This is a genomic window from Mariniphaga anaerophila (genome assembly GCF_900129025.1).
Taxonomy (GTDB): Bacteria; Bacteroidota; Bacteroidia; order Bacteroidales; family Prolixibacteraceae; genus Mariniphaga; species Mariniphaga anaerophila.
In genome coordinates this window covers 92,164-107,585 of sequence record NZ_FQUM01000005.1, presented here as the reverse complement: position 1 = coordinate 107,585, position 15,422 = coordinate 92,164, and the positions used below count along the sequence as shown (strand labels likewise).

Here is a 15,422-nt window from a genome sequence, read left to right as displayed (position 1 = left end):
CTTTAATTTTGTACTGTTTTAAAACTCAAAAACAAAAATCGAAATGAAACACCTGATTTATTTTGTTATGTCTGCTCTTCTGTTGACTGTAGCAGGCTGTACACCGAAAGAACCCGAAATTAACACCTTAACCAAAAAAGAAATTGCAGAGGGATGGGAGTTGTTGTTTGATGGAAAATCGTTGAGCAACTGGAAAACTTTTAATGGCGGAGAAGTAACCGGATGGAAAATTGTTGACGGTATTTTGCATAATTCCGGCGTTGGAGCCGACCATGGTGGCGACATCATCACAAAAAAAGAGTTCCAGAATTTTGAATTGTACGTAGAATGGAAAATTGCTGCTGAAAGTAATTCCGGTATTTTTTACCATTGCCAGGAAGGCGTTGTAAATGCCATTTACGAATCAGCTCCGGAATACCAGCTTATTGACGACAAAGGCTGGCCAACCAAGCTGAAAGACAGTCAGTATTCGGGCTCTAATTACGACATGAATGCTCCTGTAAACGCAGAAGTTGTTCCGATTGACGAATGGAACAAAACACGTATACTTGTTGATGGCCCGCATGTAGAGCACTGGCTGAACGGCAAAAAAGTAGTAGAATACGAACTTTGGAGCGACGACTGGAAAGCAAGAAAAGAAGAAAGCAAGTGGCGCGACAAACCATACTACGGCATGTCTAAATCCGGGCATATCGGGTTGCAGGATCATGGCGGATTAACCATGTTCAGAAATATGAAAATCAGGGAAATAAAATAACCTGTTTTATTTTCTTTGCAGCGAGAATCTGCATCAACTCAAAAAATATTTCGGAAAGGGAAGGAGCGATAATTTCAATTACGTTTCTTCCCTTACTTATTTTTATCCTGTTTGAACATTTGGTAGTAGTAAACAATTGAAGCCCTCACTTCGTATTCGCTTGATGTGTATGGAAGTACATTTTTTGCATTGAACCAAAGCATAAATGTATCGGCTTCAGCTTCGTTTAATCCGGTCAGCTTCATCACCATTTCCTTGTTGTAGTTTTTCGAGTGCATTTCCCAGTTTTTCTGTATGGCCATAGCTTGTCGCACTTCGCGCTTGCGGCGTTCGTTGTCGCTCAGGTAATACTGTAAAAAAGAAACCGGGTTGAATAATGCCGCAAGAACAGGCGGTTTTTCATTGAATGCATTCCCGCGCAATTCGGGCGCAATATCTACCGGTTTTCCGGTGCTGACTCCCAAATCCAGACTTGGGCTTTCTCCTTTCACTTCTACCTCTCCTACTGCATAGTTAACTGGATTCATAACAAATGTTAGAACTTCCTGTCCCATGTAGCTGTGCGGAATATAAATCACCTTTTTCTCGTAGCCCACAGAGGTTGCAATAAGGCTGTCGATATTTAGCGCGTCGAGCGAAAAGTACCCGTCGTTGTTGGTGATGGTGCCCCCGCGATACCGGTTGTTTACAATATTAACGTAAGGAATACCCGAGCTGTCGGCAGCGCTCACAATTCTGCCTTTTAACCGAACCAGAATTGGATCCACAAGGGACAAGTCGGTTTGTGCCCGGCTTTGCAGCCCGGAGAAAAGCAACAATATTAAGCCGATGAAAATTGAACTTCTCATGCTTTTAAAATAAGATTCAAAAATATGTAAAAGATTTTTCTCATAAGAAACATAACAGTTTTTAACTGGTATTTTAACATGTTTTATGCCGGTTCTGGTTGTTTTGCATTGCGCAATTGTTTAAAAGCCAATGCGTATTTTCGAATGCCCCGGGTTACTTATCACCGATTCGGGGCCGTAAATTGAAATAACCTGAAAATCGATGGTGGTGTTTTTGTATTTTGTTTTGAATCCTGCCCCAATTTCGTTTTGCAAAAAGAGAGGATTGTTATACATGAACGGGTCGAAAAACGTACTCGGTTTATTGAGTGGTTTTGTAAGGTACTGCCCGCGCAGGTAGGTACTCGTTTTATCGTTAAAAGAGTATTCGATTTGCGCCTGTGAAATGAGCTGGTAGTTGGGAGCGTACAGATTCGATATTGTATTTTGAATGGCCAGTCCGGCAGCAAAGTCAACTGAAAAATTGTTGCCGGCATTCCAGCGGAGCTGATTGGAAAAATGGTTAACTGACCCTAGCCCGGGCATTTCCCATTCAATTTTATTTGGTGTAAACGTAAGTGTTTTGAATGCAGGTTCATTCTGAAAACTGAAACGATTCTGCAAATTACTAAACACCGGAAAAGGAGGCGACGAAATGAAAGATTGCCCCGGAACCCAAAGCTGACTTCCTGATAAATTATCAAGCAGGTTGTATCTGGTTGTCTGAACCGAATCCGGTTCGGGCATCACCGGCCGGAGCTCAGCCTGTGAGTACGCAAACTGGTAAAACAACAGGAAAATAAAAGCAGTGGCTACTTTCTGTGGCATGGTTTGTTGTGATGTTATTTTTTGTGTTTCAATTTCAATTCGGTTGTAACGCTCAAATACTGATCCATTTGAAATGGTATTCAAATTTAGGGGGAATTAATAACACAGGAAGCCTTGTTAATTTATTTTAACAGCGCTTTTAACATCATTTAAAGGGTACAATTTCCGGGCAGACTTTTACTGCAAGTTTATTTGCCCGAGAGGGAGAGAATGTTTTTCCCCAATGAGAATAACGAAAGAGAAAATAATTCAAAGGACGATCCGGAGACCATCCTTCGAATTTATTTTGGAGTTATTTTAATCCGGCAATTCGTTCTTCCAAAACCTTAATTTTGGCTTCAGCGTCGGATTGTTTTGCTTTTTCTTTGGCAACAACAGCTTCGGGCGCATTATTTACAAAGCGTTCGTTGCTCAGTTTTTTCATTACCGAGTTGAGGAATCCTTTTGTGTATTTCAGTTCTTCCTCCAGTTTTTTCAACTCTTCTTCCACGTCAATAAAACCTTCCAGCGGAACATAAAAGTTGGTAGATTTTACCCTGAAAGATGCAGCACCCTGAACTTCGTCGGTAACCATTTCCAACGACGAGAGGTGAGCCATTTTTATGATTACGCTGTTGAATTGCGGTTCAAAACCTTTGTCGCCCTGCTGAATGCATAATTCCAGCGTATCTTTATTCGGGATGTTTTTGTCTTTGCGGATATTACGAATTCCTGAGATGGCTTCTTTTACATTTTCAAATGCGGCAAGCATTTCGCTGTTGTAACTTTCCACCGGAGGCAACTGGCACATCATAATGCTTTCGCCATCTTCCCGGTTTTTCAGCAACTGCCAAATTTCTTCGGTAACAAATGGCATAAACGGATGCATTAACCGAAGCAACTGGTCAAACAAATCAACCGTTTCGTTGTATGTTTTTGCATCGATGGGTTGCTGGTAGGGCGGTTTAACAACTTCCAGCAGCCAGCCCGAAAATTCATCGCGAACTGTAGTGTATATGGTCATCAGCGCTTCCGAAATGCGGAACTGGTTGAACTGCTCGTCGAGCGTTTCCACAACCTGGTGCAATTTATTCCGGAACCATTCGATGGCCAGTTTAGAATGCTCTGGTTGTTCAATGTTTTCAGCAACCTCCCAGTTTTTTACCAACCTGAATGCGTTCCATATTTTTGTAACAAAGCCGGCGCCCTGTTGGGGCAGATTTTCATCGAAAAGAAGATCTCCTCCGGCAGGCGAGCAGAGCAGCATTCCCACGCGAACTCCGTCGGCACCATATTTTGCAATCAGGTCGAGCGGGTCGGGAGAATTCCCCAACGATTTCGACATTTTACGGCGCTGGGTGTCACGAACCATTCCTGTAAAATATACATTTTTGAAAGGAAGCTCGTCGCGGTATTCGTAGCCTGCAATAATCATGCGTGCTACCCAGAAAAAGATGATGTCGGGCGCAGTTACCAAATCAGAAGTCGGGTAGTAATATTTTATCTCTTCGTTTTCGGGGAAGCGAATTCCGTCGAACACCGAGATTGGCCACAACCAGCTGGAAAACCAGGTGTCGAGTGCATCTTCATCTTGCCGTAAATCGGCGATTGTTAAATTGGTATTTCCTGTTTTTTCTTTGGCCAATTCCAGCGCTTTTTCTGCTGTTTCAGCACAAACAAAATCGCCTTGCGGTAAATAGTAAACAGGTATCTGATGTCCCCACCACAATTGCCGGCTAATGCACCAATCCTTGATGTTGTTCATCCAGTGGCGGTAAGTATTTTTGAATTTCGGCGGATGGAAACTGATTGTGTCGTTCATCACATTTTCGAGAGCCGGTTTTACCAGCTCTTCCATTTTCAGGAACCACTGTGCCGAAAGTTTCGGCTCAATAATGGCGTCTGTCCTCTCAGAGAATCCTACCTTATTTGTGTAGTCTTCTATTTTTGCCATATTCCCGGCCTTTTCCAGTTCGGGAATAATTTTATCGCGAACATCGAAACGGTCTTCACCAACAAATAATTCTGCGTCTTTGCTCAGCGTTCCGTCATCGTTAAAAATATCGATGGAAGGCAGGTTGTGGCGCATTCCTATTTCGTAGTCGTTGATGTCGTGCGCCGGCGTAATTTTCAGGCATCCGGTACCAAATTCCATATCAACATAGTCGTCTTCAATAATCGGGATGGAACGGTTAACCAGCGGCACCAGTACCCGTTTTCCTTTGAGGTGGGCAAATCTTTCGTCTGCAGGATTTACACATACTGCGGTATCTCCCAGAATTGTTTCGGGGCGGGTAGTGGCGATGGTTACAAACCCGTCTTCGCCATCAATTTTATATTTCAGGTAATATAATTTCGACTTAAGTTCTTTATAGATGACTTCTTCATCTGAGAGCGCTGTTTTTGCAGCCGGATCCCAGTGAACCATCCTCACTCCACGGTAAATAAGTCCTTTGTTGTATAAATCCACAAAAACTTTAATAACCGATTCGCTGCGGGCTTCGTCCATTGTAAATGCAGTACGGTCCCAGTCGCACGACGCTCCCAGCTTTTTCAATTGTTCCAGAATTATTCCCCCGTGTTTGTGGGTCCAGTTCCAGGCGTGTTCCAGAAATTCTTGGCGCGTGAGGTCGTATTTGTCAATGCCTTCTTCTTTTAATTTGTTTACCACTTTGGCTTCGGTGGCAATCGATGCATGGTCGGTTCCCGGCACCCAGCAGGCGTTTTTCCCGGTCATTCGCGCACGCCGCACCAGAATATCCTGAATGGTATTGTTGAGCATGTGCCCCATGTGCAAAACACCGGTAACATTTGGTGGGGGAATTACAATCGTGTACGGTTCCCGGTCATCAGGCACTGAATGAAAGAATCTCCGTTCTGTCCAGTATTTGTACCATTTTTCTTCTATTTCTGCAGGGGTATATTTGCTCGGAATTTCCATGTTTTTTTATTTCAGAATTCTATAAAAATTGAGGTGCAAATGTACAAGGAAAACTTTAAAAGAAAAAGGGTGCCTCTGTATAGAGACACCCTTAAGAAAGAATTGATTAAAAATTTTTATTCGCCTTCGCCCCAAACGATTTCATCGGAGCCGATAGATATGAACTGAACGTTGTAGCCACGGTTAGAATCGGTAGCACCGTCTTCGTACAGAATTGCCAAAACTTCGATTCGGTAAGTTTCTCCTGCTTCTGCTTTTTTGTTATTGTCAGCCCAGCCGTTGTCGGCCAACCCAAATGCATATTCGGTTACTTTGCTTAGTATTGAACTCGTAAAAACGAGTTTGTCTGAACTGTCATAAAGCCTTACATAATAAGCGTCTGCATCTTCTGCTTCCAGCCAGGTTGTTTTTTGTTTCGAGTCTTTAAACACGGATGTTTCAATAGTAACGGCAGGCAGCTCGTCGGCTCCCAGTTTGTCTTTAAAAGTTATGGCAGCTTCGTCGGCCTGTGTACTTTTTACTGTGAAAACGTATTCTCCTTCTGCCGGCATTGTTTCTGTGTAGTCTTCGTCTTCAGGATAAAGGCTGAATAACTGGCTGTTAGAAGGTGTTTTTTCAAGTTTCCAGCTTTCATCGTTGGGGCCTTCTACTTTAACTGAATCGAGGTCTTTGTTGCCATATACCCAAAACGCAACGCTATACTTTTCTACATCATTTTGTACAATTTTTTGAACAAAAACATCGGTTGCAGCATTTAATGCAATCGGTTCGGGATCGTCAACACAAGAGGTTAATACTAATGAACCCATCATTAACGCGCCAATACTTCTCCAAATAACTCTCTTCGTCTTCATGTCTTTTTTCATTTTTAATTTTAAAGATTATGGTAAGAATTCTAACTAATAGAATTAGAATTTATTTTATGATGCGTGATATTCTTTATGGTTGCGTGCCGGTGCAAATATTTTTTTTGTTTTTTGCCCTGTTGATAAGGGTTTTGTTGATATGGTGTTGAAGATTAGGACTTAGAAAGGGTAGTGAAAATGAAAATATTTTTTCTTTTTTTTGATGAATTTCTTCAAATGAACTGAAACAACATGTTTCGTCCGGTGTTTTTTTTCGTCGGCTTTAAATATGGGAAGTACCGTCAGTTGCTGAAATGGCAAGTGTTTTTGTATTGTAAAAACGTGTGAAAAATTTTGATAAAAGCTTTGGAAAAGAGGGGAATAATATGTTAGTTTAATGCGCTATTTTATAAAAACCACAACAACACTTTCCCGATGAAAACGACACTTTTGATTTTGTTGTGCACCGTGCTCTGGGGTGCAACAAAGGCGCAGGATCGAATTATTACCATTCGGCAGGACACCATCGAATGCAGAATTTTATCTGTAGGCGAGGAACGAATAACCTACGAGCAAAATACTTCCGAAAATTACGTCGAAGGAAAATCAATTGCAATTTCGGAAGTGTTGCGTTATTTGAGAACCAACCCGGGCGGTGATAATTCTGGGATTCGGCAGCAGAAAGCTATCCTTCAGAAACGCGAGTACAGATTTATGATTACTTTGCAGGAAGGATTTGCGCATTCGTTTATCGATTTAACCGGAATGCAGTCTACATTGGAAGGGGCCGGTATTCCTAAGCGGGATGCCCGCGATTACACAAGAAGCCTTAAGAACGGGTTTTATGTAAACGTAGGAGGACACTACCTGCTGAACTCATATATTGGTGTTGGTGCCGAGTATTCTATGTATTTTGCTGATTCAGAGGGCAGTTTTTTGGTTGGCGGGGATAGTGGAGATGGACTTAATGTTCCGTATTTTGCCAAACTGAATCAAGAAGAAGAGTTTAGTACCCATTTTACTGGAGTTTCTGTGTTGTCTCAGCATTTTTTGGGGGAGGAGAAGAACATTAAATTTTGGGGAACAGTGTCACCGGGCATTGTCTGGTTGAGAAATGAAATCAGAGCTTTTGAACTTCAAACAATCTCATTTGAAGGCTACGAAGGAGAATATGAGCTGGTAAATTATTACGATAATTCGAACGGCCTGGTTAAGGGCACTACATTTGGGGTAAAGGGCGGTTTGTCACTTGAATATTGCTTCTCGTCAATATTATCGGCAGGTGTTGCAGTGAATTATACTTGGGCAGAGCTTAATAAAATAGGTTATGATAGTAGCTATGGCCATACAGAGCAGAAGCTTGCAGACGCTATAGTGGTTTCTCACCTTGATTATGGTTTTACGGTGCGTTATCAATTTTAAACAACTGTTGTTTTAATCGAAAAAAAGTATTCCGATGAAAAAAACTTGTCAAAATATTATACTCTTTTTTGCAGTGCTTTTACTTTTTGCATGCAACGATGAATTTTTAAATGAAAGCCTTGATGTTTCAGATGTGGGGGCATCAATGATTATTATTTCACCAACATGGACGGCTGGTGATTATATGTTTTCAATAAACGGAGCAGGGAGTGCCGATTTTGAAATTGTGAGCAAGCCGCATTGGCTGAAAGTTGACAGTAACACCGGAACGTTTATCAACGGAATGGCAATAATACATTGTGAAGCAGATGTAGAGCCACGTTTTTCGGAATTAGGCATTTATGCTGACCAGATGCTTGTTTCTGTAAACGATAAAAAATATGCAGTGCCCCTCTATTATATTACTGAAGGAGATCCGTCTGTTGAGGTGATCAAAACGCTTGAGGTGAATTATAGTGGAGAAACCAAACTGAAGATTTCTAACAAAGGCGATGGCATATTGGTTTGGGATATTGTTGACATGCCCGAATGGCTTGAGGTGAATTTGGATGGGTTTGTTCCTATGTCGGTATTTTTGGGCAGGGATGCCGATGCTTATGTGCCTTTTACTGTTAATGTGGAAAAGGCAATAAATAGTGGTCTGAGCGGAACAATCGTATTGCAGACAAATGATAGAAATAATCTAATGATACAGGTGCCTGTTTCTGTGAGTTTGGGGTCTCCACGTTTATCTGTTGGAGCCTATGATTCATCTGTTAATTTTGGCCGGAGTGGTACATCCTACTACTTCAACTTTACTAATGGGGGAAGCGGTTTACTCGTTTGGCATTTTGAAAATCTTCCGGACTGGCTTTCCGTTTCGCAGCAAAGCGGCATTTATGAAAGCAATAATTACCAGGGAGGAGTTGTATTTACCTGCGACCGTAGTAAGCTGAACCCTGGAGTAAACACTGCAACAATTTATCTGGAATCGAATGATGCCAGAACCTCTTCTTTTGCCATTGACGTTACTGCGCAGGGAGCAGTAAATTAATGTGTTTGTGGCGAGGCTGTATACATTGAAGTCTTATACATTTCTGGGAGTCAGCCCATTATCATACCAATGATTGTGGCGCTCATTAGCGAAGCCAGTGTTCCGGCCAGCAGGGCCGGCATTCCGTATTTCGACAGCAAAACCCGTCTTCCCGGAGCCAGGGCGCCAATTCCGCCAATTTGTATTCCAATGGAAGAAAAGTTGGCAAAACCACACAGAATGTAAGTGGCCATTATTACCGATTTCGGGTTGGAGAGAATTCCTGCGGTTTTTAATTCTGCCAGACTGATGTAACCGATAAACTCAGTAAGAATTAGTTTTTCGCCCAGCAGTCGTCCAACAACAATAATGTCTTCGGGGCTTACCCCAATTAACCACATTAGCGGGGCAAAAGTGTATCCCAGAATAAACTGCAACGAAAGTCCGTCGTATTTGCCGTTAGTGCCTTCAACTATTAAATCGTTTAGCGACGTCCATTCTCCGACTTTTCCTACTATAAAATTGAACATGGCAATAAACGCGATGAATGTGAGTAGCATGGCAGCAACATTTACGGCCAGCTTCACCCCCTCGCTGGTTCCGTTGGTAATGGCGTCGAGCACGTTACTGCCAATTTTATCTTTGCTAACTTCTATTTGTTTGTTGATGGCTTCGGTAGGCGGAACCAGCATTTTGGAAAAAACGATGGCTGCTGGTGCGGCCATAACCGATGCCGCCAAAAGGTGTTTGGCAAACTCGAGCCGCATCTGCGGATCGTCTCCGCCAAGCATTGCAATGTAGGCCGCTAAAACACCGCCGGCCATGGTGGCCATTCCTCCTGACATAACCAACAGAATTTCTGATTTGCTCATCTTCTCCAGGTAAGCTTTAATCATCAATGGCGATTCTGTCTGCCCAAGAAAAATATTGCCTGCAACCGACAGAGCTTCTGCTCCGGATATTTTTAGTGCTTTGGTAAACACCCATGCCAGTGCCCAAACTACTTTCTGAATGATTCCCCAGTAAAACAGCAGGCTGGTTAAGGCCGAAAAGAAAATAATGGTAGGCAGCACCTGAAATAGAAAGATGAATCCGTAGGTGCTGGAATTCATTAAATCTCCCAGCAAAAATTCACTACCGGCTTTTGTGAAGTCGAGTATTTTTACGAAAATCTGCCCAAAGAATTCAAACCCATGCCTGATAAATGGTACGTAAAGCACCCCTATTGCCAGTATCACCTGAATGAAAAGCCCTGTTGCAACGGTCTTCCACGGAATGTTTTTGCGATTGGTGCTAAAAACAAACCCAATTAGCAGCAGCACTGTCATCCCCAGCATTCCCCGAAGAAGTGTGGCCAGTGAAAAATTGCCTTCCCTTTCTTTATCGAGCAGAATGGCAGATGTTTCGGGGCTGGTAGTTTCAACCAGCTCGGGTCTGTCGTCTGAGATGATGTTTTCGGTTTCCTGGGCAAACGCCGGAGTGAAAAAGAAAATGCCGGTACAAACGACCAGCAGGGCGAGGATTTTATTCATCTCTTTGGTTTAATTCTTTTTTCGGTTATTAATTTCATCGCGCAGTGTCGAGGCTTTTTCATAGTCCTCATTTTGTACTGCTTCGTTAAGAATTTCTTCCAGCTCCTGCAGTGTGTATCTGGCAAAAGGCGAAGTAACTGAACCTCCTGTTTCTTCTTCAGAAGTTGTGGTTGATTCCTGTTTGCCTTCCTCTCCTTCCAATACAATTCCTGCTTTGTTTAATATCTCTTCGGTGGTGTATATCGGGCATTTGAACCGCAACGCCAACGCTACTGCGTCAGACGTTCTCGAATCAATTTTTACTTCCCGGCCATCCATTTCGCAAAGGAGTTCCGAATAGAAAATCCCTTCCTCCAGTTTATATATTACTACTTCGAGTAAAACAATGTTAAAAGCAAGGGCGATATTTTTAATTAAATCGTGAGTTAAAGGGCGCGGAGGTTTTAATCCTTCCAGCTGGATTGCAATGGCTTGTGCTTCAACCGGTCCAATTATAATTGGAATTCTTCTTTCTCCGCTTTCTTCTGATAGAACCAGCGCGTAAGCACCTGATTGTGTTTGGCTTACCGATAGTCCCAGAATATTCAATCGTATTTTTTGCATCCCACCAAAAATCTGGTTTTTATTGTGAAAACAAATATAACAATCATTTTGGGATTAGCTCTGAAATGTTAATTTGTTTTGTTTTTGTAAACCCCGGCTATATTTTTGGTTTTTTTGAGGAAAATATTAAGGCAACTCTTGCCAATGTGCTAAAAATAACTACTTTTGCAGTCCGAAATTTTGAACCGCTCAGGCTTAAAAAGAGGAATCCAACGGGAATCCCGCCTGCCGGTGTAACATTAAAAGTTGAAATTATGTACGCGATTGTAGAGATTGCAGGGCAACAGTTTAGAGTTGAAAAAGAGAAAAAACTGTTTGTTCATCAGCTGGAAGCCAACGAAGGCGACTCGGTTGATTTCGACAAGGTTTTACTTGTTGATAACGATGGTAATGTAGCCATAGGAACTCCCACTGTAAAAGGTGCGAAAGTAACAGCCAAAGTGCTGGGACATCTGAAAGGCGATAAAGTGCTGGTATTTAAAAAGAAACGGAGAAAAGGCTACAGGAAACTGAACGGCCACCGTCAGCAGTTTACGCAAATTCAAATTGAAAACATTGTTGGATAACTAAAAAAATAGATTACCATGGCTCATAAGAAAGGTGTAGGTAGTTCGAAGAACGGACGCGAATCGGAAAGCAAACGACTGGGAGTAAAAATTTACGGAGGTCAGTATGCAAAAGCTGGTAATATTTTAGTTCGCCAGCGTGGAACACAACATTATCCGGGCGAAAATGTGGGAATGGGAAAAGACCATACTCTCTTCGCTCTTATCGAAGGAACAGTTATGTTTCAGAAAAAAAGGAAAAACCGCTCGTATGTATCGGTTGAACCTATTGTTGACGCAGATGTAGCAGTTGCTGAAGCACCGGCTGCAGAAAAAAAAGCAGCAGTTGCCGGAACTGACGACCTGAAAAAAATTGAAGGTATTGGTCCGAAACTGGAAGAAGTATTAAATGCCGCAGGTATTGGTACTTATGCAGAAATGGCTGCTTCGTCAGTTGAAAAATTGCATGAAGTTTTGGCAGAAGCCGGAAGCCGCTACGCATCTAAAGATCCTGCTCCCTGGATTGAACAGGCAAAAGAATTGGCAGGTAAATAGTTGACTCAGGTTAAGCCTGCAAAAATATTACGGAAAATCTCCTGTCGGCAAAGGCAGGAGATTTTTTTTTGTGTTAGCTTTGCAATCTCAAAAAGTATGTTGATATGCTCAATTTGAAATTTATACAGGATTCTCCCGAGTTGGTCATCGAAAAATTGAAAAAGAAAAATTTTGATGCCCGGGAAATCGTCGACAAAATTGTTGACTTGTACCGTCAGAAAAACGATGCACAGCAAAAGGCAGAACAGGCAAAATCCGAAATGAATAAAATTTCGAAAGAGATTGGAGTTTTGTTTCGCGAAGGAAAAAAAGATGAAGCCGATGCAGCAAAAGCACGTACTTCGGAACTAAAAGATACGATCAAACAATTGGATAGTCAGTTCTCCGACATTGAAAACAAAGTGGCCGAACTGCAGGTCTTGTTGCCCAATCTTCCGCACGAATCAGTGCCGTTTGGTAAAGGCGAAGAAGACAACGAAATTGTAAAAACAGTTGGCGAAATGCCACAACTGCCTGATGGGGCAATGCCTCACTGGGAATTGGCGCAGAAATACAATTTAATAGATTTTGAACTGGGTGTAAAAATTACCGGTGCCGGTTTCCCGGTTTATCGTGGAAAAGGCTGCCGGCTGCAGCGGGCTCTGATTAATTTTTTCCTGGATGAAAACCGGAATGCCGGGTACGAAGAGATTCAGCCGCCGCTGGTGGTAAACGAAGATTCTGGTTTTGGTACAGGTCAGTTACCCGATAAAGAAGGTCAGATGTACCACGTTAATTTGGATAACCTGTATCTGATTCCCACCGCCGAAGTTCCGGTAACAAATATTTACCGCAATGTAATTCTCGATGCAAAAGACCTCCCTTTAAAAAATACTGCGTACAGTGCCTGTTTCCGTCGCGAAGCCGGTTCGTACGGGAAAGATGTACGTGGCTTAAACCGCCTGCACCAGTTCGATAAAGTGGAAATTGTACAAATCGCTCATCCCGATAAATCTTACGGTATTTTGGACGAAATGGTGCAGCATGTTGCCGGATTGGTCGAAAAGCTGGAACTGCCTTATCGTATTGTACGGTTGTGTGGTGGCGATTTAAGTTTCACCTCTGCTTTGACCTACGATTTTGAAGTTTGGTCGGCAGCACAGCAAAAATGGCTGGAAGTTAGCTCTGTTTCCAATTTCGAATCATTCCAGGCTAATCGGTTGAAGCTTCGTTTTCGCGACGAAAACTCAAAGAAACCGCAAATTGCACACACCCTGAATGGAAGTGCTTTGGCTCTGCCTCGTATTGTGGCTGCTCTGTTGGAAAATAATCAGACATCCGATGGAATAAGAATTCCAAAAGCGCTGGTTCCGTATACCGGGTTCGAAAAAATTTAACGGAGTTTTTATCAAAAAATTGACTTTTGTCGCTTCGGGTTTCCGGGAGAAATTTGTCCGGTAGGATAAATATAGTTTTGCGGAATCCCGAAACGGCAAATCATTTGCTGCCGGAACACAACTCGCAATTCATGCTGAATGACGAAAAATAGTAATCAGCGGGAAGGAGTGATTTCCAGATTTTTCTAGTCGATGTAAGTCTCTTTTAGAACCGACTTTACTTTTTGAATTTCAGAGTATTTTAATTCGTCGAAGGTTCTTGTTGATTTTTAAAATTAGGTTGGAACTGTTGATTAGCGAAGTCTGCCGTGGTAATTTGTAGGTTTTTCGTATTTCCCGGAATAATCTCTATTTTTGTTCAAACCGTTGTTTTTAATTATGGTTCAGAACATTGGGAACAGACTGATTCAAACAATTTCACATCAGGCTGAAAAGGCCGGTTATTTTTGTATCGCTGAAAATATTTCTTCAAACCAGAAGGTGCACGAATTGCGCCGCGGTTTTAAGCGGTTGCGTGCGTTGCTTCGTTTTTTTAAGGAGATACCCGACAGCCCTGCTATTCAGTTGAATGAGGACATTCGTAATTTTGGAAAGCTGCTGGCTCCTTTGCGTGAATCGGCAGTAAATGTAGAGCTTTTTGAAAAAGAAATTTCGTTGAATAAACTGCTGCCCGAGAGAAAAATCCGAAACGCCCGGGAGTTGCTGGTTCAGCAGAATAAATTGTTGGTGGAACGAGGATTTTTGGAAAATAACCTCAACAACACTATTCGCACATTCTTTGATGGATTTGAATCAATCCTTACTAAAAAAGGAAGTGAATTTCCGTCACGTGTCCAGCTGTTTCGCGAGGTAAGCAAATCGTATCTGAAAAGCAACTCTGTTTATCATCAATTGCCGGCCAGCCCTCATCCCGAAGAGTTGCACGAGCTGCGTAAAAAGCTAAAAAGACTTTGGTATCAATTCGATTTTATACGGTTTCTCCATCCGCGGTACTTCAAAATGAAAACCGACCAGCTGAACAAAATTACCGATCAGCTGGGCGACGATCATGATTTACATGTTTTTATTGAGGATGCAGTTGCCGAACGTCGCGACTTTAACGATGAAGAGATGCTGATTCTTACAAATCAGGTGGAACACCTTCGTCAGTTAAACCAGCAGAAACTTCAATTGCGGTTAAAGCAGTTTTTTGCTGCGCCTCCCTCCGAGTTTGATCAAAAACTGGAGCGTTTCTTTAAACTCTGACTATTTCATTTTTAAGAATTGCACTTCTTTTTGTGAAAGGAAGCGCCATTTGCCGCGGGAAATATTCTTTTTGGTCAACCCGGCAAAGAAAACACGGTCAAGCTTTTTTACCTTGTATCCGAGATGCTCAAAAATACGGCGAACAATGCGGTTTCGGCCGGAGTGTATTTCAATGCCGATTTCTGTTTTGTTGTCTCCGTCAATGTAGCTGACTGCATCGGCGGCAATAGCGCCGTCTTCCAGTTCGATGCCTTCGGCAATCTGGAGCATGTCGTGTTTCGTGAGCGGTTTATCCAGCGAAACCTGGTATATTTTTTTGATGTTGTGGCTGGGGTGTGTTAAACGGTCAGAGAGTTCTCCATCGTTGGTAAACAGCAAAACGCCAGTGGTCGATTTGTCGAGGCGCCCAACAGGATAAATTCGTTCGGGGCAGGCTTCTCTTAACAAATCCATTACAGTTCGCTCTGCATGCGGGTCGTCAGTAGTAGTTACAAAATCTTTGGGCTTGTTAAGAAGCAGGTACACTTTTTTTTCGGCATTCAGTTTCCTCCCGTCAAAACGTATATCGTCATATGTTTTTACTTTTGTGCCCAGCTCGGTAACAATATTTCCGTTTACGGTAACCAGTCCGGCCAAAATATATTTGTCGGCTTCACGTCGCGAGCAAACACCTGCATTTGCAATAAACCTGTTCAGCCGCATTTCGGTTGGCGCAGCTGATTTTCGAGGGGTTCTGCGAGTAACGGGAGCTTCTTGTTGGTACGGCAATTCAGTTCTTTTCTTTAACCGAATTATTTTTCTTCCTCCTGCTGGTTTGCGTCCTCCAGATTGAGCACGTTCCTGTCTTCCCTTGTATTTTGCGCCCGAATTGCCGGTGCGGCCCCTGTTCGAATTTCTGTTCATAATTGTCCCCTTTTTTTTGCAAAGGTCGGAAAAAAATACCGATTAAAACGGT

General features: G+C 42.5%; 14 protein-coding genes. 7 read left to right on the top strand and 7 right to left on the bottom strand.

From position 1 onward, the window contains the following. The first annotated feature begins 43 nt into the window (after positions 1-43). On the top strand, positions 44-757 hold the full coding sequence (locus BUB08_RS11470) for a 3-keto-disaccharide hydrolase (RefSeq protein ID WP_073001902.1): 714 nt from the start codon (positions 44-46) through the stop codon (positions 755-757). 92 nt (positions 758-849) lie between these two features. On the opposite strand, the gene BUB08_RS11465 is transcribed toward BUB08_RS11470, so the two are convergent. The 4 genes from BUB08_RS11465 to BUB08_RS11450 form a co-directional block, all read right to left on the bottom strand. Next, positions 850-1,605, bottom strand: coding sequence for a carboxypeptidase-like regulatory domain-containing protein (locus BUB08_RS11465; protein WP_073001900.1), 756 nt, complete (start codon positions 1,603-1,605; stop codon positions 850-852). A gap of 120 nt (positions 1,606-1,725) precedes the next feature. Further along, positions 1,726-2,496, bottom strand: a complete 771-nt coding sequence (locus tag BUB08_RS20355; protein ID WP_073001899.1) for a hypothetical protein — start codon at positions 2,494-2,496, stop codon at positions 1,726-1,728. A 208-nt stretch (positions 2,497-2,704) separates the two neighbouring features. Next, a complete protein-coding gene (locus BUB08_RS11455) occupies positions 2,705-5,332 on the bottom strand; it encodes a valine--tRNA ligase (RefSeq protein ID WP_073001897.1) in 2,628 nt (875 codons plus the stop codon). A 116-nt stretch (positions 5,333-5,448) separates the two neighbouring features. After that, complete coding sequence (locus BUB08_RS11450; protein WP_139249684.1) at positions 5,449-6,186, bottom strand: hypothetical protein; 738 nt, start codon at positions 6,184-6,186, stop codon at positions 5,449-5,451. 426 nt (positions 6,187-6,612) lie between these two features. Between BUB08_RS11450 and BUB08_RS11445 the strand changes: the two genes are divergently transcribed. After that, entirely contained in the window at positions 6,613-7,599 is a 987-nt protein-coding gene (locus tag BUB08_RS11445) for a hypothetical protein (protein ID WP_073001893.1), read from the top strand. Positions 7,600-7,633: 34 nt separating this feature from the next. Continuing rightward, positions 7,634-8,632, top strand: a complete 999-nt coding sequence (locus BUB08_RS11440) for a BACON domain-containing protein (protein ID WP_073001891.1) — start codon at positions 7,634-7,636, stop codon at positions 8,630-8,632. A 50-nt stretch (positions 8,633-8,682) separates the two neighbouring features. Here BUB08_RS11440 and BUB08_RS11435 read toward each other — a convergent pair whose 3' ends face one another. Both BUB08_RS11435 and BUB08_RS11430 read right to left on the bottom strand, forming a co-directional pair. Next, positions 8,683-10,143: a NupC/NupG family nucleoside CNT transporter gene (locus BUB08_RS11435; RefSeq protein WP_073001889.1), complete on the bottom strand. Its 1,461-nt coding sequence runs from the start codon at positions 10,141-10,143 to the stop codon at positions 8,683-8,685. 9 nt (positions 10,144-10,152) lie between these two features. After that, positions 10,153-10,746: a bifunctional nuclease family protein gene (locus BUB08_RS11430; RefSeq protein ID WP_073001887.1), complete on the bottom strand. Its 594-nt coding sequence runs from the start codon at positions 10,744-10,746 to the stop codon at positions 10,153-10,155. Positions 10,747-11,000: 254 nt separating this feature from the next. On the opposite strand from BUB08_RS11430, the gene rplU reads away from it, so the two are divergent. From rplU to BUB08_RS11405, 4 genes are all read left to right on the top strand, one after another. Beyond that, positions 11,001-11,312, top strand: a complete 312-nt coding sequence (rplU, locus tag BUB08_RS11425) for a 50S ribosomal protein L21 (RefSeq protein ID WP_073002261.1) — start codon at positions 11,001-11,003, stop codon at positions 11,310-11,312. Positions 11,313-11,330: 18 nt separating this feature from the next. After that, on the top strand, positions 11,331-11,846 hold the full coding sequence (gene rpmA / locus BUB08_RS20805) for a 50S ribosomal protein L27 (RefSeq protein WP_083570727.1): 516 nt from the start codon (positions 11,331-11,333) through the stop codon (positions 11,844-11,846). Positions 11,847-11,950: 104 nt separating this feature from the next. Then, a complete protein-coding gene (gene serS, locus BUB08_RS11410) occupies positions 11,951-13,222 on the top strand; it encodes a serine--tRNA ligase (protein WP_073001885.1) in 1,272 nt (423 codons plus the stop codon). Positions 13,223-13,600: 378 nt separating this feature from the next. Continuing rightward, positions 13,601-14,467 carry a CHAD domain-containing protein gene (locus tag BUB08_RS11405; protein WP_139249683.1) on the top strand — a complete coding sequence of 289 codons (867 nt, stop codon included), beginning with the start codon at positions 13,601-13,603 and terminating at the stop codon, positions 14,465-14,467. On the opposite strand, the gene BUB08_RS11400 is transcribed toward BUB08_RS11405, so the two are convergent. After that, positions 14,468-15,370, bottom strand: a complete 903-nt coding sequence (locus BUB08_RS11400; protein WP_073001881.1) for a pseudouridine synthase — start codon at positions 15,368-15,370, stop codon at positions 14,468-14,470. Positions 15,371-15,422: the final 52 nt, after the last annotated feature.

What these genes read in the sequence shown, in the direction of transcription:
- BUB08_RS11470 (WP_073001902.1), top strand. Translation starts at nt 44, where the DNA reads ATGAAACACCTGATTTATTTTGTTATGTCTGCTCTTCTGTTGACTGTA.
- BUB08_RS11465 (WP_073001900.1), bottom strand. Translation starts at nt 1,605, where the DNA reads ATGAGAAGTTCAATTTTCATCGGCTTAATATTGTTGCTTTTCTCCGGG.
- BUB08_RS11455 (WP_073001897.1), bottom strand. Translation starts at nt 5,332, where the DNA reads ATGGAAATTCCGAGCAAATATACCCCTGCAGAAATAGAAGAAAAATGG.
- BUB08_RS11450 (WP_139249684.1), bottom strand. Translation starts at nt 6,186, where the DNA reads ATGAAGACGAAGAGAGTTATTTGGAGAAGTATTGGCGCGTTAATGATG.
- BUB08_RS11445 (WP_073001893.1), top strand. Translation starts at nt 6,613, where the DNA reads ATGAAAACGACACTTTTGATTTTGTTGTGCACCGTGCTCTGGGGTGCA.
- BUB08_RS11440 (WP_073001891.1), top strand. Translation starts at nt 7,634, where the DNA reads ATGAAAAAAACTTGTCAAAATATTATACTCTTTTTTGCAGTGCTTTTA.
- BUB08_RS11435 (WP_073001889.1), bottom strand. Translation starts at nt 10,143, where the DNA reads ATGAATAAAATCCTCGCCCTGCTGGTCGTTTGTACCGGCATTTTCTTT.
- BUB08_RS11430 (WP_073001887.1), bottom strand. Translation starts at nt 10,746, where the DNA reads ATGCAAAAAATACGATTGAATATTCTGGGACTATCGGTAAGCCAAACA.
- rplU (WP_073002261.1), top strand. Translation starts at nt 11,001, where the DNA reads ATGTACGCGATTGTAGAGATTGCAGGGCAACAGTTTAGAGTTGAAAAA.
- rpmA (WP_083570727.1), top strand. Translation starts at nt 11,331, where the DNA reads ATGGCTCATAAGAAAGGTGTAGGTAGTTCGAAGAACGGACGCGAATCG.
- serS (WP_073001885.1), top strand. Translation starts at nt 11,951, where the DNA reads ATGCTCAATTTGAAATTTATACAGGATTCTCCCGAGTTGGTCATCGAA.
- BUB08_RS11405 (WP_139249683.1), top strand. Translation starts at nt 13,601, where the DNA reads ATGGTTCAGAACATTGGGAACAGACTGATTCAAACAATTTCACATCAG.
- BUB08_RS11400 (WP_073001881.1), bottom strand. Translation starts at nt 15,370, where the DNA reads ATGAACAGAAATTCGAACAGGGGCCGCACCGGCAATTCGGGCGCAAAA.